The 17,531-nt window shown below is 72.0% G+C and carries 21 protein-coding genes and 1 pseudogene; 6 read left to right on the top strand and 16 right to left on the bottom strand.

Features of this window, described 5'->3' with window-relative positions; translation table 11 throughout:
* Positions 1–4 precede the first annotated feature (4 nt).
* A complete protein-coding gene (gene hisI / locus ACFYZZ_RS32530) occupies positions 5–397 on the bottom strand; it encodes a phosphoribosyl-AMP cyclohydrolase (protein ID WP_389183620.1) in 393 nt (130 codons plus the stop codon).
* An 82-nt stretch (positions 398–479) separates the two neighbouring features.
* On the opposite strand from hisI, the gene ACFYZZ_RS32535 reads away from it, so the two are divergent.
* Together ACFYZZ_RS32535 and ACFYZZ_RS32540 are read left to right on the top strand one after the other, a co-directional pair.
* A complete protein-coding gene (locus ACFYZZ_RS32535; protein WP_386574234.1) occupies positions 480–1,115 on the top strand; it encodes a TIGR03085 family metal-binding protein in 636 nt (211 codons plus the stop codon).
* Positions 1,116–1,125: 10 nt separating this feature from the next.
* A complete protein-coding gene (locus tag ACFYZZ_RS32540) occupies positions 1,126–1,533 on the top strand; it encodes a VOC family protein (protein ID WP_389183622.1) in 408 nt (135 codons plus the stop codon).
* Between the two features lie 3 nt (positions 1,534–1,536).
* Here ACFYZZ_RS32540 and ACFYZZ_RS32545 read toward each other — a convergent pair.
* The 11 genes and pseudogenes from ACFYZZ_RS32545 to hisD all read right to left on the bottom strand — a co-directional run bounded on the left by ACFYZZ_RS32545 (position 1,537) and on the right by hisD (position 9,156).
* Positions 1,537–2,690 (bottom strand): annotated as a pseudogene (locus ACFYZZ_RS32545) (MFS transporter).
* Positions 2,691–2,799: 109 nt separating this feature from the next.
* Positions 2,800–3,174 carry a hypothetical protein gene (locus ACFYZZ_RS32550; protein ID WP_389183625.1) on the bottom strand — a complete coding sequence of 125 codons (375 nt, stop codon included), beginning with the start codon at positions 3,172–3,174 and terminating at the stop codon, positions 2,800–2,802.
* The gene (locus ACFYZZ_RS32555; RefSeq protein ID WP_386574238.1) at positions 3,171–3,389 is read right to left on the bottom strand and encodes a hypothetical protein; all 219 of its coding nucleotides are present in this window, start codon (positions 3,387–3,389) and stop codon (positions 3,171–3,173) included. The genes ACFYZZ_RS32550 and ACFYZZ_RS32555 overlap by 4 nt, the downstream gene beginning before the upstream one ends.
* Positions 3,390–3,455: 66 nt before the next feature.
* Positions 3,456–4,211 carry an imidazole glycerol phosphate synthase subunit HisF gene (hisF, locus tag ACFYZZ_RS32560; RefSeq protein WP_389183628.1) on the bottom strand — a complete coding sequence of 252 codons (756 nt, stop codon included), beginning with the start codon at positions 4,209–4,211 and terminating at the stop codon, positions 3,456–3,458.
* The gene (locus ACFYZZ_RS32565; protein WP_386574240.1) at positions 4,208–4,609 is read right to left on the bottom strand and encodes a RidA family protein; all 402 of its coding nucleotides are present in this window, start codon (positions 4,607–4,609) and stop codon (positions 4,208–4,210) included. The genes hisF and ACFYZZ_RS32565 overlap by 4 nt, the downstream gene beginning before the upstream one ends.
* A complete protein-coding gene (gene priA, locus ACFYZZ_RS32570) occupies positions 4,606–5,331 on the bottom strand; it encodes a bifunctional 1-(5-phosphoribosyl)-5-((5-phosphoribosylamino)methylideneamino)imidazole-4-carboxamide isomerase/phosphoribosylanthranilate isomerase PriA (RefSeq protein WP_386574241.1) in 726 nt (241 codons plus the stop codon). The genes ACFYZZ_RS32565 and priA overlap by 4 nt, the downstream gene beginning before the upstream one ends.
* A 3-nt stretch (positions 5,332–5,334) precedes the next feature.
* Positions 5,335–5,979, bottom strand: coding sequence for an imidazole glycerol phosphate synthase subunit HisH (hisH, locus tag ACFYZZ_RS32575; RefSeq protein WP_389183632.1), 645 nt, complete (start codon positions 5,977–5,979; stop codon positions 5,335–5,337).
* Positions 5,970–6,134 (bottom strand): hypothetical protein, encoded by a 165-nt coding sequence (locus tag ACFYZZ_RS32580; protein ID WP_386574244.1) that lies wholly within the window; start codon positions 6,132–6,134, stop codon positions 5,970–5,972. Before ACFYZZ_RS32580 ends, hisH begins: the two co-directional genes overlap by 10 nt.
* A gap of 3 nt (positions 6,135–6,137) precedes the next feature.
* Positions 6,138–6,731 carry an imidazoleglycerol-phosphate dehydratase HisB gene (gene hisB / locus ACFYZZ_RS32585; protein WP_030783530.1) on the bottom strand — a complete coding sequence of 198 codons (594 nt, stop codon included), beginning with the start codon at positions 6,729–6,731 and terminating at the stop codon, positions 6,138–6,140.
* Complete coding sequence (locus ACFYZZ_RS32590; protein ID WP_389183635.1) at positions 6,728–7,834, bottom strand: histidinol-phosphate transaminase; 1,107 nt, start codon at positions 7,832–7,834, stop codon at positions 6,728–6,730. The genes hisB and ACFYZZ_RS32590 overlap by 4 nt, the downstream gene beginning before the upstream one ends.
* Positions 7,831–9,156 carry a histidinol dehydrogenase gene (hisD, locus tag ACFYZZ_RS32595; protein ID WP_389183638.1) on the bottom strand — a complete coding sequence of 442 codons (1,326 nt, stop codon included), beginning with the start codon at positions 9,154–9,156 and terminating at the stop codon, positions 7,831–7,833. The genes ACFYZZ_RS32590 and hisD overlap by 4 nt, the downstream gene beginning before the upstream one ends.
* Positions 9,157–9,368: 212 nt before the next feature.
* Between hisD and ACFYZZ_RS32600 the strand changes: the two genes are divergently transcribed.
* The 4 genes from ACFYZZ_RS32600 to ybaK all read left to right on the top strand — a co-directional run bounded on the left by ACFYZZ_RS32600 (position 9,369) and on the right by ybaK (position 13,418).
* Positions 9,369–10,946 carry an oxidoreductase gene (locus ACFYZZ_RS32600; protein WP_389183641.1) on the top strand — a complete coding sequence of 526 codons (1,578 nt, stop codon included), beginning with the start codon at positions 9,369–9,371 and terminating at the stop codon, positions 10,944–10,946.
* A 147-nt stretch (positions 10,947–11,093) separates the two neighbouring features.
* Positions 11,094–12,146, top strand: coding sequence for a hypothetical protein (locus ACFYZZ_RS32605; protein WP_389183643.1), 1,053 nt, complete (start codon positions 11,094–11,096; stop codon positions 12,144–12,146).
* A gap of 11 nt (positions 12,147–12,157) precedes the next feature.
* Entirely contained in the window at positions 12,158–12,898 is a 741-nt protein-coding gene (locus tag ACFYZZ_RS32610; RefSeq protein WP_389183646.1) for an LON peptidase substrate-binding domain-containing protein, read from the top strand.
* A 22-nt stretch (positions 12,899–12,920) separates the two neighbouring features.
* A complete protein-coding gene (gene ybaK / locus ACFYZZ_RS32615) occupies positions 12,921–13,418 on the top strand; it encodes a Cys-tRNA(Pro) deacylase (protein WP_389183648.1) in 498 nt (165 codons plus the stop codon).
* Positions 13,419–13,423: 5 nt separating this feature from the next.
* On the opposite strand, the gene ACFYZZ_RS32620 is transcribed toward ybaK, so the two are convergent.
* The 4 genes from ACFYZZ_RS32620 to ACFYZZ_RS32635 form a co-directional block, all read right to left on the bottom strand.
* A complete protein-coding gene (locus ACFYZZ_RS32620) occupies positions 13,424–14,095 on the bottom strand; it encodes an AAA family ATPase (RefSeq protein WP_389183651.1) in 672 nt (223 codons plus the stop codon).
* A gap of 34 nt (positions 14,096–14,129) precedes the next feature.
* Positions 14,130–14,951 carry an ABC transporter permease gene (locus tag ACFYZZ_RS32625; RefSeq protein WP_389183654.1) on the bottom strand — a complete coding sequence of 274 codons (822 nt, stop codon included), beginning with the start codon at positions 14,949–14,951 and terminating at the stop codon, positions 14,130–14,132.
* Between the two features lie 76 nt (positions 14,952–15,027).
* Positions 15,028–16,041, bottom strand: a complete 1,014-nt coding sequence (locus tag ACFYZZ_RS32630) for an ABC transporter ATP-binding protein (RefSeq protein ID WP_389183657.1) — start codon at positions 16,039–16,041, stop codon at positions 15,028–15,030.
* A gap of 94 nt (positions 16,042–16,135) precedes the next feature.
* On the bottom strand, positions 16,136–17,353 hold the full coding sequence (locus ACFYZZ_RS32635; protein ID WP_389183660.1) for an NYN domain-containing protein: 1,218 nt from the start codon (positions 17,351–17,353) through the stop codon (positions 16,136–16,138).
* Positions 17,354–17,531: the final 178 nt, after the last annotated feature.

The raw sequence follows: 17,531 nt of genomic DNA on the forward strand, positions 1-17,531 counted from the left end.
GACCTTACTGATCCTGTGCCTGCACGCCGGAATCGGCGTCCTTGAGCAGCACGTCCTCGTCGAAGCAGGTGCGGGCGCCGGTGTGGCAGGCGGCGCCGACCTGGTCGACCTTGACCAGCAGGGTGTCGGCGTCGCAGTCGAGGGCGACGGACTTGACCCACTGGAAGTGGCCGGAGGTGTCGCCCTTGACCCAGTACTCCTGGCGGCTGCGCGACCAGTAGGTGCAGCGGCCCGTGGTGAGCGTGCGATGCAGCGCCTCGTCGTCCATCCAGCCGAGCATCAGCACCTCACCGGTGTCGTACTGCTGGGCGATGGCCGGGACGAGCCCGTCGGCGCTGCGCTTGAGGCGCGCGGCGATCTCGGGGTCGAGGCTGCTGGGCGGAGGCGTACTGGTCATGGGTGCCATTGTGCCGCGCGGCACGGAGGGTGACGGCCCAGGTCCACTGGGCGGACCCTCTGCGTGGTCGTAGGCTGACTGCATGTCGACCTTCGCTCAGCGTGAACGGCTTCTGCTCGCCGACCTCTTGGAAACCACCGGCCCGGAGGCCCCGACCCTGTGCGAGGGGTGGCTGACGCGCGATCTGGCCGCGCACGTGGTGGTGCGGGAGCGGCGGCCGGACGCGGCCGGGGGCACGCTGATCAAGCAGCTCGCGCCGCGGCTGGAGAAGGTGATGGCCGAGTACGCCGCGAAGCCGTACGAGGAGCTGATCCAGCTGATCCGGACCGGCCCGCCGCGTTTCTCGCCGTTCCAGCTCAAGCAGATCGACGAGGCGGCCAACATCGTGGAGTTCTACGTCCACACGGAGGACGTGCGCCGCGCCCAGCCGGACTGGACGCCGCGCGAGCTCGACCCCGTCTTCCAGGAGTCGCTGTGGTCCCGTCTGGAGCGCACCGCCCGTCTGCTGGGCCGGGGTGTGCCGACGGGCCTGGTCCTGCGGCGTCCGGACGGCCAGACGGCCGTCGCCCACCGGGGTGCGCCCGTGGTGACGGTGACCGGCGAGCCGGCGGAGCTGCTGATGTTCGCGTTCGGCCGGCAGAGCGCGGCCAAGGTCGAGCTGGACGGCGACGAGAACGCCATCGCGAAGCTGCACGATTCCAAGCAGCTGGGCATCTGAGAGGCACCTCATGATCAAGGTCGCGATGACCGGTGTGTACGTGGACGACGTGCCGAAGGCGCACGCCTTCTACACGGACGTCCTCGGCTTCGAGACCCGTACGCATCTGGACCTGGGCGGCGGCACGCTGTTCGTCACGGTCGGCGCGCCGGGCGGGGCCCAGCACGATCTCCAGCTGCTGCTGGAGCCCGGCGACGGCCCCATCGCGGAGCCGTACCGCCGGGCCCTGTACGAGGCGGGGATCCCGTGCATCGTCTTCTCGGTGGACGACATCCAGGCCGAGTACAAGCGGCTGGTGAACCTCGGCGTGCGCTTCACCCACGAGCCGCAGGAGCAGGGTCCGGTGATCGCGGCCGTCATCGACGACACGGTCGGCAACCTGATCCAACTGACCCAGCCCAAGCCGGCCCACGGCTGAGTCTCAGCGGGGCAGTTCGGCCCGGCGCAGGCCCGGGACGTACAGGGCGACGAGCCCGCCGAGGCCGCAGACAACGGCGCTGACGACGTAGACCGGGCCGAGTCCCCAGGCACCGATCGCGGCGGCCGCGAACGGCATGCTCAGCGGGGCGAGTCCGAGGCTGACCAGGCTGGAGACGGCCGTGACCCGGCCGAGGTAGGCGGGGTCGGCCTGGGTCTGGAGCAGGGCCCCGCACAGGGCGCCGCTGAGCCCTGCGAGGAGTCCGACGAGCAGGGCCACCCCGACGGCCCCGGCGAGGCTTGGCACGAAGGCGAGGGCGCCGATCGCGACGGAGCCCCCGAGTATGGCGTACGCGGCGACCAGCCCGGCGCGCGGCAGCCGCCCGCGGACGGTGAGCAGCAGCGAGGCGGCGCCCGCGCCGACGCCGAACCCGGCGAGGATCCAGCCCATCCCGGAGGCGCCCCATCCGCGCCCGTCGGCGAGCAGGGTCAGGCCGACGTTGAACGGCCCGACGAAGCCGAAGTCGCCGAGGGCGATGGCCAGGATGAGCGGGGCGAGGACGCGGTGGCGGCGGATGTGGCGCAGACCTTCCCGCAGATCCCGCCAGGCGGACGTCTCCCGCGTGTCGACCCGGTCGTCCGTCGGCAGCTTCCGGACCCGTACGGAGACCAGCAGCGGCACCGACACCGCGATGAGCAGTCCGGCGAGGGTGAACGCGGTCGCCGCACCGCCGAGCGCCACGCCGAGGCCGCCGAGCGGGGCGCCGACGACGTTGGAGAAGCGGATGGCGAGGCCCCGCATGCCCTGTACCCGGGCGAGCTGGTCCTTGCCGGTGATCCGGCCGGGAGGGCGCCGACGGCGGGCATGAATACAGCGTCGACGGTGCCGAAGACGAGGGCCAGCAGAGCGAGCGGCCACAGCCCGGGGCTGGTGAGGGACAGCAACGCGGCCACGGCCAGGACGGCTGCGCAGCGCACGGCGTCGCTGCCGATGACAACACGACGCGGGCCGAGCCGGTCCGCGATCACCCCACCACCGAGCATCAGCACGGCCCGGGGAAGCGCACTGGCGGACATCACAAGCCCGGCCTGCGCGGGCGTTCCGGCCTGGACGGCGGCCCAGGACAGGGCGATGTAGTAGATGCTGTCGCCGAGCATCGAGGAGGTGTAGGCCCCGAGCCAGCGCAGGACGTTGGGGTCGCGGTGGGCGGGGAGCGCGTGCGTCGCCTCCGCCCGGGAGACGGCTATGTCGGAGTCGGTCACCGGGTCAGGTGGCCCACTCGCGCAGCAGTCGGGCGACTTCCGCCAGGTCGGCTTCGTCGCTGCGGATGTCGGAAACGAGTTTCGCCCAGTCGCCGGGCCGCGGATCGAGCGGTGTTCCCGACGCCTCCATGTACGCGCGGACGCAGCCGATGCCGATCGTCGCGTTGTAGTCCGTGAACGGCCGCAGCCTCAACGCCGTGTGCAGGAACGTCGCCGCGCGCGACTCGGCCTCTTCGTAGTAGGGCTCGCCCGCGCTGCGCTCGTACCTGTGCCGCTCGGCCATGCAGTGCAGCCCGCCCCAGTCACGGATCGGGGTGTTATGGGGTGAGACCTCGACCTGGACGTTGAGAATCCAGCCCGCGTCCACGTAGAGCGTCACCGGAGTCCCGCCGGGAAGCGCTCTTCGAAGTCCCCCATGATCTCCCGGGCGTACTTCGTGGCCCCCTCGACGAACCGCTGCTTCTGCCGCCGCCGAACGACATCCTCGGTCAGTATGTCGTGCGCGAGCCTCTTGATCGCGACGCCCTGTTCCTTGGCCTCCGCGCGCAGTTCGGCCAGCTCTTCCTCGGTGAACTCGATCGTGATTCCAGGCATACGAGCACTTTAGAGGGACGGGACCGTGATCACTGCCGCGTTCACTGCCCAGTGGGACTCTTCGAACTAGCGAACGGGGTGCCCCGCCTCCCGCAGGGTCTGCTTCACCTCGCCGATCCGCAGGTCTCCGAAGTGGAACACCGACGCGGCCAGGACCGCGTCCGCGCCCGCCTCGATGGCCGGTGGGAAGTCCGCGAGCCGGCCCGCGCCGCCGGAGGCGATCACCGGGACGGTGACGTGCTTGCGGACGGCCGCGATCATCTCCAGGTCGTAGCCGTCCTTGGTGCCGTCCGCGTCCATGGAGTTCAGCAGGATCTCGCCGGCGCCCAGCTCGGCGGCCCGGTGCGCCCACTCGACGGCGTCGATGCCAGTGCCACGGCGGCCGCCGTGGGTGGTCACCTCGAAGGTGCCTTCAGGAGTGCGCCGGGCGTCCACCGAGAGGACCAGGACCTGTCGGCCGAAGCGTTCCGCGATCTCGCGGATCAGGTCCGGGCGGGCGATGGCCGCCGTGTTGACGCCCACCTTGTCGGCGCCGGCCCGCAGCAGCTTGTCCACGTCCTCGGCCGTGCGGACGCCGCCGCCGACGGTCAGCGGGATGAACACCTGCTCGGCGGTGCGGCGCACCACGTCGTACGTCGTCTCCCGGTTGCCGGACGAGGCGGTGATGTCCAGGAACGTCAGCTCGTCGGCGCCCTCGGCGTCGTACACCTTGGCCATCTCGACCGGGTCGCCCGCGTCGCGCAGGTTCTGGAAGTTGACGCCCTTGACGACCCGGCCGTTGTCCACGTCCAGGCAGGGGATGACTCGGACCGCCAGGGTCATGAGTTCACGGCTCCTCTGAATGCCTCTAGTTCCACTTCGACCATGATGCGCGGGTCGACGAAGCCCTCCACGACCAGCAGGGTCGAGGCCGGGCGCACGGAGTCGAAGATCTCCTTGTGGGCCCGGCCCACGGCGTCCACGTCCCGCACATGGGTCAGGTACATCCGCGTGCGGATCACGGACTCGATACCGAGCCCGAACTCCGCGATCGCCTCCAGTGCGCTGGTGAACGCCACCTTGGCCTGCTCGTACGGGTCGCCCTCCCCGTACAGCACACGGCCCCGGAAGGACGTCGTACCGGCCACCAGCACACGGTCACCCGCCGCGACGGCGCGCGCGAACCCGAAGCTCTCTTCCCAGGGACTTCCGCTCTGCACGCGCCGCACGGCATCGGTCATGACGACACAGCCTCCAAGGCCTCTTCCAGGGTGAACGCCTTCGCGTACAGGGCCTTCCCGACGATGGAGCCCTCGACACCGAGGGGTACCAGCTCGGCGATGGCCCGGAGGTCGTCGAGCGACGACACGCCGCCGGAGGCCACGACCGGACGGTCCGTCGCGGCGCAGACGTTCTTGAGCAGCTCCAGGTTCGGGCCCTGCAGCGTGCCGTCCTTGGCGATGTCGGTGACGACGTAGCGGGCGCAGCCCTCCTTGTCGAGGCGCTCCAGCGTCTCGTAGAGGTCGCCGCCGTCACGGGTCCAGCCGCGGCCGCGCAGGGTCGTGCCGCGCACGTCCAGGCCCACTGCGATCTTGTCGCCGTGCTCGGCGATGACCCTGGCGACCCACTCCGGGGTCTCCAGGGCGGCGGTGCCGAGGTTCACCCGGGTGCAGCCGGTGGCGAGGGCGGCGGCGAGGGTGTCGTCGTCGCGGATGCCGCCGGACAGCTCCACCTTGATGTCCATCGCCCTGGCGACCTCGGCGATCAGCTCGCGGTTGTCGCCGGTGCCGAAGGCGGCGTCCAGGTCGACCAGGTGCAGCCACTCGGCGCCGGAGCGCTGCCAGGCGAGGGCGGCCTCCAGCGGGGAGCCGTAGGACGTCTCGGTCCCGGACTCACCGTGCACGAGGCGGACGGCCTGGCCGTCACGGACGTCGACGGCGGGAAGGAGTTCGAGCTTGGCCATGGTCTACAGGGTTCCGATCCAGTTGGTGAGGAGCTGGGCACCGGCGTCGCCGGACTTCTCGGGGTGGAACTGGGTGGCCCACAGGGCGCCGTTCTCCACGGCCGCCACGAAGGGCTTGCCGTGCGTCGACCAGGTCACCCTGGGCGGGTGCATGACCGGGTTGTTGGTCTCCAGGGTCCAGTCGTGAACGGCGTAGGAGTGCACGAAGTAGAAGCGCGCCTCCCGGTCCAGGCCGGCGAACAGCTCGGAGTCGAGCGGGGAGTCGACCGTGTTCCAGCCCATGTGGGGCACGATGTCGGCCTGGAGCGGCTCGACCGTGCCGGGCCACTCGTCGAGGCCCTCGGTCTCGACGCCGTGCTCGATGCCACTGGCGAACAGGATCTGCATGCCGACGCAGATGCCCATCACCGGGCGCCCGCCGGACAGCCGGCGGTCGATGATCCAGTCACCACGGGCCCCGCGCAGCCCCTGCATGCAGGCGGCGAAGGCGCCGACGCCCGGCACCAGCAGGCCGTCGGCGTTCATCGCCCGGTCGAAGTCGCGCGTTATCTCGACATCGGCCCCCACGCGCGCGAGGGCACGTTCGGCGGAGCGGACGTTGCCGAAGCCGTAGTCGAAGACGACCACTCGCTTGGCGCTCAATTCCACACCTCCAGCCTCAGGACGCCCGAGACGAGGCACATGGCCGCGCCGATGGACAGCAGCACGATGAGGCTCGTGGGCATCTTCTGCTTGACGAAGGAGATGATGCCGCCGACCAGGAAGAGGCCGACGACGATCAGGACGGTGGACAGACCGTTCATGGGTTACAGCGCGCCCTTCGTGGAGGGGAGGATGCCGGCCGCGCGCGGGTCGCGCTCGCTGGCGTAACGGAGGGCACGGGCGAGCGCCTTGAACTGGCACTCCACGATGTGGTGCGCGTTGCGCCCGTAGGGCACGTGCACGTGCAGCGCGATCTGCGCCTGGGCGACGAAGGACTCCAGGATGTGCCGGGTCATCGTCGTGTCGTACTCGCCGATCATCGGCGCCATGTTCTCGGGCTCGGTGTGCACGAGGTAGGGGCGGCCGGACAGGTCGACGGTGACCTGGGCGAGGGACTCGTCCAGCGGGACCGTGCAGTTGCCGAAGCGGTAGATCCCCACCTTGTCGCCGAGCGCCTGCTTGAAGGCGGCGCCGAGCGCGAGGGCGGTGTCCTCGATGGTGTGGTGGGAGTCGATGTGCAGGTCGCCGTCGGTCTTCACGGTCAGGTCGAACAGACCGTGCCGGCCCAGCTGGTCGAGCATGTGGTCGTAGAAGCCGACGCCCGTCGCGATGTCGGTCCGCCCGGTGCCGTCGAGGTCTATCTCGACGAGGACCGAGGTCTCCTTGGTCGTCCGTTCCACACGTCCTACGCGGCTCATGCCTCAAGCTCCTTCATGACTTCACGTACCGCGTCGAGGAACGCGTCGTTCTCTTCGGGGGTTCCGGCGGACACCCGCAGCCACCCCGGTACGTCGTTGTCCCGGACCAGGACGCCCCGGTCGAGGATCTTCTGCCAGGCGGTGTGGGAGTCCTCGAACCGGCCGAACTGCACGAAGTTCGCGTCGGACTCGGTGACGTCGTAACCGATCTCCCGCAGCTCGCTCACCAGCCGGTCCCGTTCCGACTTCAGCTGCTCGACGTACTTCAGCAACGTGTCGGTGTGCTCCAGGGCGGCCAGGGCGGTCGCCTGGGTGATCGCCGACAGGTGGTACGGCAGCCGTACGAGCTGCACCGCGTCCACGACCGCGGGGTGCGCGGCGAGGTAGCCGAGGCGCAGGCCCGCCGCGCCGAACGCCTTCGACATGGTCCGGGAGATGACCAGGTGCGGCCGGCCCGCCAGCAGTGGCAGCAGCGAGTCGCCGTGGCTGAACTCGATGTAGGCCTCGTCGACGACGACCATGGACGGCTTGGCCGCCTGAGCCGCGTCGTACAGCGCGAGGACCGTCTCGGGCGGAACCGCGTTGCCGGTGGGGTTGTTGGGGGTGGTGATGAAGACGACGTCGGGCCGGTGCTCGGCGATGACCTGCTCGGCGATGGCGAGGTCGATGTCGAAGTCCTCGTTGCGGGGGCCCGAGATCCAGCCCGTCCCCGTGCCGCGCGCGATGAGCGCGTGCATCGAGTACGACGGCTCGAAGCCGATGGCCGTGCGGCCCGGTCCGCCGAAGGTCTGCAGCAGCTGCTGGATGACCTCGTTGGAGCCGTTGGCGGCCCACACGTTCTCGACGCCAAGCGGGTACTTGCCGGTCTTCGTCAGGTACTTGGCCAGCTCGGTGCGGAGCTGGACCGCGTCCCGGTCGGGGTAGCGGTTCAGGTTCCGGGCGGCCTCGCGCACCCGCTCCGTGATCCGCTCGACCAGCGGCTCGGGCAGCGGGTACGGGTTCTCGTTGGTGTTCAGCCGTACGGGGACGTCCAACTGGGGCGCGCCGTAGGGGGACTTGCCGCGCAGCTCGTCCCGTACGGGGAGATCGTCGATGCCTGTCACTTGCCCTCGGGTACCTTCCAACCGAACCTTGCCTTGATCGCCGCGCCGTGCGCGGGCAGGTCCTCCGCCTCCGCCAGCGTCACCACGTGGTGCGCGACCTCGGCCAGCGCGTCCTTCGTGTAGTCGACGATGTGGATGCCGCGCAGGAAGGACTGGACGGACAGGCCGGAGGAGTGGCAGGCGCAGCCGCCGGTGGGCAGGACGTGGTTGGACCCGGCCGCGTAGTCGCCGAGCGAGACCGGGGCCCAGGGGCCGATGAAGATCGCGCCGGCGTTCCTGACCCGGTCGGCGACCGCGGCGGCGTCCGCCGTCTGGATCTCCAGGTGCTCGGCGCCGTACGCGTCGACGACCCGCAGGCCCTCCTCGATGCCGTCGACCAGGACGATCGCGGACTGCTTGCCGTTCAGGGCCGGGACGATCCGGTCCTCGATGTGCTTGGTGGCCGCCACCTGCGGCTCCAGCTCCTTGGCCACCGCGTCCGCCAGCTCGACCGAGTCGGTGACCAGTACGGCGGCCGCCAGCGGGTCGTGCTCGGCCTGGCTGATCAGGTCCGAGGCCACGTGCACCGGGTCGGCGGTGTCGTCCGCGAGGACCGCGATCTCGGTGGGGCCGGCCTCGGCGTCGATGCCGATCTTGCCGGTGAAGTAGCGCTTGGCCGCGGCCACCCAGATGTTGCCGGGGCCGGTGACCATGTTGGCGGGCGGGCAGGACTCGGTGCCGTAGGCGAACATCGCGACGGCGGTGGCGCCGCCGGCCGCGTAGACCTCGTCCACGCCGAGCAGCGCGCACGCGGCGAGGATCGTCGGGTGCGGCAGCCCACCGAAGTCTGCCTGCGCCGGGGAGGCGAGCGCGATCGACTCGACACCGGCCTCCTGCGCGGGCACCACGTTCATGACCACGGAGGACGGGTAGACCGAGCGGCCGCCCGGGGCGTACAGCCCGACGCGGTCGACCGGCACCCACTTCTCGGTGACGGACCCGCCGGGCACGACCTGGGTGGTGTGCGTCGTACGGCGCTGCTCGCGGTGGACCAGGCGGGCGCGGCGGATGGTCTCCTCCAGGGCCGCGCGCACGGCCGGGTCGAGGCCGCCCAGCGCGTCGGTGAGCGCCTGGGCCGGGACACGGACGGATTCCAGCCGTACTCCGTCGAATTTCTCGGCGAAGTCGATCAGCGCCGCGTCGCCCCGATGATGCACGGCCTCGCAGATCGGACGCACCTTCTCCAGGGCGGCCTGAACGTCGAAGTCGGCTCGGGGCAGCAGGTCGCGCAGGGCGGGGCCCTCGGGGAGGGCGTCGCCGCGCAGATCGATTCGGGAGATCACGGTGTCAATTCTCTCAGACCGGGGTCCGGAGCCGTCCGCGCGTATCAATGGCTGATACAGAACGCGGGACAGCGGGCGGTACATAGCCTGGCCGGAACCCGGAAGATCGCCTTCACGTCTTGTGTAACAGGCGTCACTCAGCGGGCATGAACGGGTGTACGGGGAACGTGACAGCGAGTAGTCACGAGTAGTCAGAGGAGGAAGGAAGAGCGGTGACCGAGGGGGCCGGCATCCACACCGGGGACCTGCCGGACGACCTGACCGCGGCCGAGGCGGGCATGTGGCAGGCCTTCCGCAACGGCAGCGTGTACGACCTGAGCAGCGGCGACTCCGTCGTGGACGATCCGCACGGCGGGCATCCCTGGGGGCCCGAGCGGAGCGTCAGGGCGCGCATCGTCTGCTGGCTGGTGCTGGACGGGCCGCCCGCGCTCGCGGGCCGGGTGTCCTCGCTGAAGCTGGTCGGCGTGCGGGTCACCGGCACGGTGGACCTGGCGGGCGGCACGGTCACGCCGTACGTGGAGCTGCGCGGCTGCCGTTTCGACGAGCAGGTCCTCCTGCCCGAGGCCCGGTTCACGACCCTGCGTCTGGTGGACTGCGCGGTGCCCCGCCTGGAGGCGGCCCGGGTGCACACCGAGGGCGATCTGCACCTGCCGCGCTGCCGCTTCCAGAACGGGGTGCGGCTGACCGACGCGCACATCGGCACGGACCTGCTGCTCAACCAGGCGATCGTCTACCGGGACCGCAGCGGCCGCTCGATCGCCGCGGACGGCATGACCGTGGGCCAGGACCTGCAGGCGGAGCTGCTGGAGTCGCACGGCGAGCTGAGCCTGCGCAGCGCCAAGGTCGGGGTCTCGCTGAGCCTGCGGGGAGCGAAACTGGCCAACCCGTACGCGCGCCTGGCCCTGAACGCCCCCCAGCTGACGGTGGGGCGCACCCTCTATCTGACCCCGGCCGGCGTGGGCAACCCGCTGCTGAGCGGGACGACCCCCGCGCGCGGGACACGCATCCAGCGCTTCGAGTGCCGGGGCGGGATACGGCTGGACGACGGCCGCTTCGGGGACGCGGTGGACCTGGAGCGGGCCCGGTTCACCTTCACCGAGGACCAGGAGCTGTCGCTGCGCCGGGTGCAGACGCCCGAGCTGCGCTTCCTCGGGGACAGGCCGGAGCGCGGGAAGGCGGTGCTGTCCGGCGCGCGGATCGTGAACCTGGTGGACCACGCGGGCAGCTGGCCGGGCCCGGGCAACCTCCACATGGGCGGCTTCGCGTACGAGAGCCTCGTACCGCAGGGCCCGTTCCCGCTGACCCGGCGGCTGGACTGGGTGGCGGCGGCCACCGCCGAGTACAACCCGGAGCCGTACGAGCGGCTGGCCACCGTGCTGCGCGCGGCCGGGGAGGACGAGGACGCCCGCGAGGTGCTGCTCGCCAAGCAGCGCCGGCGCCGCGAGACGCTGCCGCCGGCCGCCAAGTGCTGGGGGTACGTCCAGGACTGGACGGTGGCCTACGGCTATCGGCCGGGCCGGGCGGCGGTGTGGATGGCGGTGCTGTGGGCGGCGGGCACGCTGGCGTTCTCGCACGCCGGCCATCCGCCGGTGAACCCCGGCGACCATCCGACCTGGAGCCCCGCCCTGTTCACGCTGGACCTGCTGCTGCCGGTGATCGACCTGGGCCAGGCCGGCCAGTGGCAGTTGCGCGGCGGCTGGCAGTGGCTGGCGGCGGCGATGATCCTGATGGGCTGGATCCTGGCGACGACGGTGGCGGCGGGGGCGACCCGGCTGCTGCGGCGCGGCTGACGCCTGACTGAACGGCACGTACGTCACATGGGGCAGCTGCGCCACATTGGTTGAACAATCACCTTTTACTTGTCCTTGACCATCGGGCGTACAACCTTCCACGACTTGCCCCGACCCTCTGGCGCAGCCCCGACCTGCGGACTTTCAATGGTCGACACCATGGCTCTGCTGCCGGCGTTCCTCCGCCCCACACGGATGACACGACGTGCCTCGCGCCCCGTCGGCCCTCAGTCGGCCGGCGACGAGGCCGTCCTCGACGCGCCCGACGAACGCCTCTCCCCCGTGCTGGTCGCGGCCGGCCGGGGCGAGTACGGCGCCGCCTCCGCCCTGCTCGCCACCACCCGCGCGGCGGCCGAGTGGGAGGCCCACGACCGCTACACCCGGCGGCTGGCCGCCTTCGCCCGCTCGCGCTGCGAGTGGTTCGAGGCCTGGCGCGCGGCCGCCTCGGACGACCCCGGCGTGACGCTCGTCGCGGCCCAGCTCGCGGTGGACCGCGCCTGGCCCTCCCCGGCCCGCGCCGAGCTGCTGCGCGAGGTGAGCCCGCTGATCACGGCCGCCGCCAAGGCCGACGGCCGCGACCCGGTGCCCTGGCGGATCGCGCTCGACCACGCACGCGGCTCCCGTGCCGGGCACCGCTACTTCGAGGAGCTGTGGGAGGCGGCGGTCCGGCGGGCCCCGCACCACTACGGCTGCCACGTGGCCGCCCTGCGCTACCTGAGCGCCTTCTGGCACGGTTCGCACCGCGAGTGCTTCGACTTCGCCGACCTGGCCGCGCAGGACGCCCCGGCCGATTCGCTCGTGCAGGCGTTGCCGGCCCGGGCGGCCCTCGCCTACCTGACCGACGGCTGCGGCCCCGATGTGCCGCGCGAGCGGCTGCACGCGGCGGCCGACCGGGCGATCGCTCTCTCCGGCCGGTTCCCGGCGGCCACGCCGTCGTGCGCCGAGATCCGCAACAAGCTGCTCTACGTCCTCGCCCGGCTCGAACGCTGGGAGGACGCCCGCAGCCAGCTTCGCCTGATCGGCCCGTACGCCACCTCGTTCCCCTGGGACCGGCTCTCCGACGACCCGCTGGGCCACTTCCTCAGGCTGCGCGAGGCGCTCCTGACGGCCGCCGGCACCACCACCCTGACCGCACTCCTGGCGGCACCGGCGCGACCGCGGAACGAACACCGCGGCCGAGCCGCCGCCCCCGACCATTAGGCTGGGGCGCCGTGACCACCGTCCGACTCCCTCTGTTCCCGCTGAACTCGGCGCTGTTCCCCGGGCTCGTGCTGCCCCTGAACATCTTCGAGGAGCGCTATCGCGCCATGATGCGCGAGCTTCTGAAGACCCCCGAGGACGAACCGCGCCGGTTCGCCGTCGTGGCGATCCGCGACGGCCACGAGGTGGCACCGAGCGCGCCGGGCATGCCGGATCCGACCGCACAGCCCGAGCGGGGGCCAGCCGCGGGCTTCGGCCCGGACCCCCTCACGTCCTTCCACGGCGTGGGTTGTGTGGCGGACGCGGCGACCATCCGGGAGCGCGCCGACGGCACGTTCGAGGTGCTGGCGACCGGGACGACCCGGGTACGGCTGCTGTCCGTGGACGCGTCGGGCCCGTTCCTGACGGCGGAGCTGGAGGAGCTGCCGGAGGACCCCGGCGAGGAGGCGGGCGCCCTGGCCGAGGGCGTCCTGCGCGCCTTCCGCCAGTACCAGAAGCGCCTGGCGGGCGCCCGAGAGCGCTCCGTGTCGACGGGCGCGGACCTCCCGGACGACCCGTCGGTGGTCTCCTACCTGGTGGCGGCGGCGATGGTCCTGGACACACCGACCAAGCAACGGCTGCTGCAGGCGCCGGACATCGCCTCCCGGCTCCGGGACGAGCTGAAACTCCTTCGCGCCGAGACGGCCATCATCCGTAACCTTCCGTCGTTGCCCGCGTTCGAGCTGACGCGGACGCCGACCAGCCTGAACTGAGCGAACCGAGGCCGACACCCCGATGGCGAAGAAGTCGAAGCAACAGTCCGGTGGGACTCCCGCGACGGTGTCCCTGACTGCAGCGGGCGTGGACTTCACCCTGCACTCCTACGACCACGACCCCTCCCACCCCTCCTACGGTGAGGAGGCGGCGCAGGCCATGGGCGTCTCCCCCGACCGGGTCTTCAAGACCCTGGTGGCCGACGTGGACGGCGCGCTGACGGTGGCGGTGGTGCCGGTCTCCGGCACGCTGGACCTCAAGGCGCTGGCCGCGGCGGTGGGCGGCAAGCGGGCGACCATGGCCGACCCCACCCGCGCGGAACGCACCACCGGCTACGTACGCGGCGGCATCTCCCCCCTGGGCCAGCGCAAGAAGCTCCGCACCGTCCTGGACGACTCGGCCGAGGCCCACGCGACGATCTGCATCTCGGCCGGCCGCAGGGGCCTGGAGGTCGAGCTGACTCCGGGAGACCTGGCACAGCTGACCGAAGCGGTGCTGGCACCGATCGGCCGGGGCTGACGGGATTACGCCGGCGGGGCTCCGTACCCGTCCTTCGGGGCCGGTCCCTGCGGATACGGCTCGGGGTCCCGGGGCCCGAACAGCGCGGTCAGCCCCAGATGCACCAGCGACGCGGCCAACGGCCAGGCCAGCAGCGCGCCCTTCGCCCCCAGCTTCAACGGCGCCGAGAAGGTGACCCCCTTCCCGACCTCCTTCGCGTGCGCGATCACGTCGGACGTGGGTCCCAGCCACACCCCCAGCCGCCACGCCAGCAGCGACCCGAGCAGACCGCCCAGGCCCAGCGCCACCACCAAGGGCACACCGCCGCGCCGCCGCAGCGCGAACACGACGATCGCGCTGACCAGCCCGAAGGCCAACCCGAGCAGCGTGAACGTTCCGTCCACCCCGGCCGCCTGCTCCCCCTCGGTGTCCTTGATGTAGACGACCCAGCTCTTGTCGACCGCGTCCCCCACCAGCGGCACATGCGGCGCCAGCCACCACCACAGCAGCCCGAACAGCACCCCGCCCAGCGCCACCGCTATCGCGATCACGACGGCTTCCAGGACTTCTTTCTTCATCCCAGGGCCGTCCTGTTCGTACAGGCCCATGCCCGGCGCCCCGGCAGGCGGCGGCGCCTGCCAGACCTGGTGCGGGGAGTCGTCGTGCGGCGGCGTGGGCGGAGTCAGCGGTGCGGTCACCCTGACATCGTGCCAGGTCGCGCTGTGGGCCGCGTCATCGGACGGCGGCCCTGCGGTAGGCCCAGGTCGCCACGGCCAGCGAGATCACTCCGACGCCCGCACAGACCCCCAGGTCAGCAAGGACGGCGGCCCAGTCCGGGTGCGCCCCGAAGGTCCGCGCGTAGGCCTCCACGCCATAGGTCGACGGCAGCAGGTCCCGGGCCAGCCGTACGATCTCGGGCATCCGATCGGCCGGCAGCACACCGAGCAGCAGTGCCGCCGACATGCCCAGCTGCCCGAGGAGCGTGGCCAGCTCGGGCCGCGGCGCGAGCAGCCCGCAGGCGGCGCCGAGTCCGGCGAGTGCGGCCCCGGCGAGCGGGACGACGGCCACCAGGATCCACAGGTTGGACAGCGGCAGCCCGAACAGCACGCAACCGAAGACGGCGGTCACCAGGGTGCCCGGCACGGTGAAGGAGGCGTACGCCCCCGCCGCGCCCAGCACGACAGCCGCGGGCGGCACCGGCAGCGTGGCGTAGTGGTCGAGCCCGCCGCTGGCCCGCAGCTGCCCGAAGTACTGCGACAGCAGATTGAGGGCGACGTACGCGACGACGAGCACCGAGGACCCGGCCACCACGGACTGGGCCTCACTGCCGCTGTCGACGACGCCCCGCATCATCACGGCGATGCCGACGGACTGGAAGGTCGCCACGAACAGCAGCGGGATGCGCGCCACCCGGGCCCGGGACAGCTGGGCCCGGTAGACGGCCACCAGCGACGGCCACAGCCGCGCGGGCGGCCCGAGCTCGGCCGCGAGCCGGGCCGGCTCCGGCACGGCCCGGGCACCGCCCGGCAGAACCTCCGCGGGTACGACACTCACGACGCGCTGCTCCTCTTCCCTGCGGCAGCCGCGCCGCCGTCCCACAGCGACCATACGGGTACGGCGTTCGTCGCACTCACGCCTTCACCAGCCCCTGCCGCGCCGCCCCGCCCAGCGCCAGGTAGACGTCCTCCAGGCTGGGCGTGGCGAGCGTGAAGTCGTCCAGGGCGGCGAAGGCGGCCCCGCCGGTCACCGTGGCGACGGCGGCCCGGGCCTCTTCGGGCGCGAGCCGGAGCGTCCAGCGCCGCCCTGACTCCACGGCCCGTTCGCGCAGCACGGCGACCTCGGGCACGTCCAGCGGTGCCCGCTCCCGCCACACCAGTTCCACCCGCACCTCGCCGGAGACCTGTTCCTTCAGCCCGGCCGGGGTGTCGCAGGCGATGACCTTGCCCTGGTCCAGGACGGCGACCCGGTCGAGGACGGTCTCGGCCTCGATGACGTTGTGGGTGACCAGCAGCACGGTCGTACCGCGCTCGGCCCGGCGCCGGTCCACGGCCGCCCAGACCGCGCGCCGGGCCACCGGGTCCATGCCGGTGGTCGGCTCGTCCAGCACGAGCAGCGACCGCTCGCCGACGAGGGCTGCGGCGAAGCAGGCGAGCCGCCGCTGACCGCCGGACAGCTTCTTCAGCGCCCGCCCGGCGATCGGCGTGAGGCCCAGTTCCTCCAGTACGGCGTCCCGCTCGGCGCGCGCCTGCCGTACGTCCAGGCCGCGCAGGCGTCCGGTGGTCTCGGCGGCGAGCGCGACGGTCAGCTCGTCCAGCGCGGAGGACTCCTGCCCCAGGTAGGCGAGGATCCGGGCGGCCCGCTCGGGGTGCCTGACGATGTCGTGGCCGAGGATCTCGACGCTGCCGGCGTCCGGCCGCAGCAGTCCGGTGAGCTGTCGTACGAGGGTGGACTTGCCGGCGCCGTTCGGCCCGAGCAGGCCGAAGATCTCTCCGCGCCGTACATCCAGTTCCACGCCGTCGGTGGCCCGCACCTCGGGCGCGCCCGGCGCTCCGCGGCGCCCCTTCACGCGCGGGTAGGTCTTGCTGAGCCCGCGCACGCGTACGACCTCGTCCTGCCGAAGTGCCTGTCCCACGCGCGTACTCACAAGGCACGAGACTACGGGGTCCGGCCCCTTTACTCGCCTTTGGGGCCTCTCCTCACCCCCGGCTTCTCATCCCGCCACCGCGAAAGGTTCCGGCTCACTCCCCGGCCGGGGCGTGCTCGGCCGCGGCCGGTACGTCGACCTCCCGCCAGAAGCCCGCCCGGATGGCGTAACGGTCGTGCTCGTCGATCTGGTCGTCCTTGTGGGCGAGCAGCCCGAAGCGGGCGGCGTAGCGCAGCAGCTCGCCGTCGATGCGGTGCGGGATGCGCGGGTACATCGTGGACAGCCGCTGCAGCTGGCCCTGGTCGCCGAGCCGGGACATCCAGCGGCGGGCAAAGACCTGCCCGACCTCGTACGGGTCGCCGCCGACCGTGGTGATGTCCTCCTCCCGGTCGGCCCAGCGCTGCTCGGCGGTGGTGAGCTGGGCCAGCGTCGGCATGGAGGCGATCTCGGGCGGCTCGGAGACCCCGCCGGGCCGGTCCACCCAGCCCTTGTCGGAGGACCACCTGAGGGTCGCGGTCGCCGGATGCTGCACGGCCTGTGCGCCGGGTGCGCGCAGCGCGGCGAGGTCCTTGGGGGTCGGTACGCCCTTGGCGGCGGGCACCCGCTCCTGGGTTCCGGCCTCGGCCGCGGCGGCCGGCGCGTGGGCGCCGTCCTCTGCGGGTGCTTCGGCGGGCGTGGCGAGCGCGGACTCGGGCAGCGGCGCGGAGAGGATCGCGGCGATCTCGGGGCGGGGCGCGGGCGGGGGTGCGCAGACGCCGGTCAGCTCCTTGGCGCGGACCGCCTGGGTGATCCAGGCTCGGTCCAGTACGCGCCGCTCGTCGGCCTCGGCGACCAGGTCCTCTGACTGGTTGTAGTCCCCGTCGGCGGCCTGTACGGCCCACAGGTGGACGGCGACGCCGTGCTCCTTGGCGGCCATCATGCCGGGCAGCAGGTCGCCGTCGCCGGTGACCAGGACGACGTCGGAGCAGGCGCGGTTGCGGGCCAGCTCGGTCAGCTCGGCGTGCATGGCGGCGTCCACGCCCTTCTGCGCCCAGCGTCCGTCGCTGCGGGTGAGGGCGCCGAGCCGGACGGTGACGCGGGGCATCACGCGCAGCCGGCGGTGCTCCGGCTGGGGGACCCGGTCGGGGGCGCCGTCGAACCAGTAGATGCGCAGCAGCGGGCGCTCGGTCTCCGACTCCGCTCGTTCGCGCAGGGCCTGGATCAGCGCGGCGTGGTCGACGGTGATCCGGGACCGTGAGGGCTCACCGGCAAGGAGGCTGGCGGCGGCTCCCAGCAGATACCCGGCGTCCACCAGGACGATGCAGCGGTCCACGCGACTCACCCTCTTCCCAGGAGGCTCTTGCTTCGGACTTCCTTTGCTCCGGACTTCCTTCGAGTCTGCCCGACCACGCGGAGGTTAACGGCCGGAACTCGATCTTCGGCGTGGCGTTTGCGCATGCCGCTCGCCCATCGCCCCTGTTACACACGGTAATTATCCGACATGCGCGTGA

This window comes from Streptomyces sp. NPDC001816, assembly GCF_042892235.1.
Taxonomy (GTDB): Bacteria; Actinomycetota; Actinomycetes; order Streptomycetales; family Streptomycetaceae; genus Streptomyces.

What these genes read in the sequence shown, in the direction of transcription:
- hisB (WP_030783530.1), bottom strand. Translation starts at nt 6,731, where the DNA reads ATGAGCCGCGTAGGACGTGTGGAACGGACGACCAAGGAGACCTCGGTC.
- ybaK (WP_389183648.1), top strand. Translation starts at nt 12,921, where the DNA reads ATGGCGAAGAAGTCGAAGCAACAGTCCGGTGGGACTCCCGCGACGGTG.
- ACFYZZ_RS32565 (WP_386574240.1), bottom strand. Translation starts at nt 4,609, where the DNA reads ATGACCGATGCCGTGCGGCGCGTGCAGAGCGGAAGTCCCTGGGAAGAG.
- ACFYZZ_RS32580 (WP_386574244.1), bottom strand. Translation starts at nt 6,134, where the DNA reads ATGAACGGTCTGTCCACCGTCCTGATCGTCGTCGGCCTCTTCCTGGTC.
- ACFYZZ_RS32535 (WP_386574234.1), top strand. Translation starts at nt 480, where the DNA reads ATGTCGACCTTCGCTCAGCGTGAACGGCTTCTGCTCGCCGACCTCTTG.
- priA (WP_386574241.1), bottom strand. Translation starts at nt 5,331, where the DNA reads ATGGCCAAGCTCGAACTCCTTCCCGCCGTCGACGTCCGTGACGGCCAG.
- ACFYZZ_RS32540 (WP_389183622.1), top strand. Translation starts at nt 1,126, where the DNA reads ATGATCAAGGTCGCGATGACCGGTGTGTACGTGGACGACGTGCCGAAG.
- hisF (WP_389183628.1), bottom strand. Translation starts at nt 4,211, where the DNA reads ATGACCCTGGCGGTCCGAGTCATCCCCTGCCTGGACGTGGACAACGGC.
- ACFYZZ_RS32605 (WP_389183643.1), top strand. Translation starts at nt 11,094, where the DNA reads ATGGTCGACACCATGGCTCTGCTGCCGGCGTTCCTCCGCCCCACACGG.
- ACFYZZ_RS32555 (WP_386574238.1), bottom strand. Translation starts at nt 3,389, where the DNA reads ATGCCTGGAATCACGATCGAGTTCACCGAGGAAGAGCTGGCCGAACTG.
- hisI (WP_389183620.1), bottom strand. Translation starts at nt 397, where the DNA reads ATGACCAGTACGCCTCCGCCCAGCAGCCTCGACCCCGAGATCGCCGCG.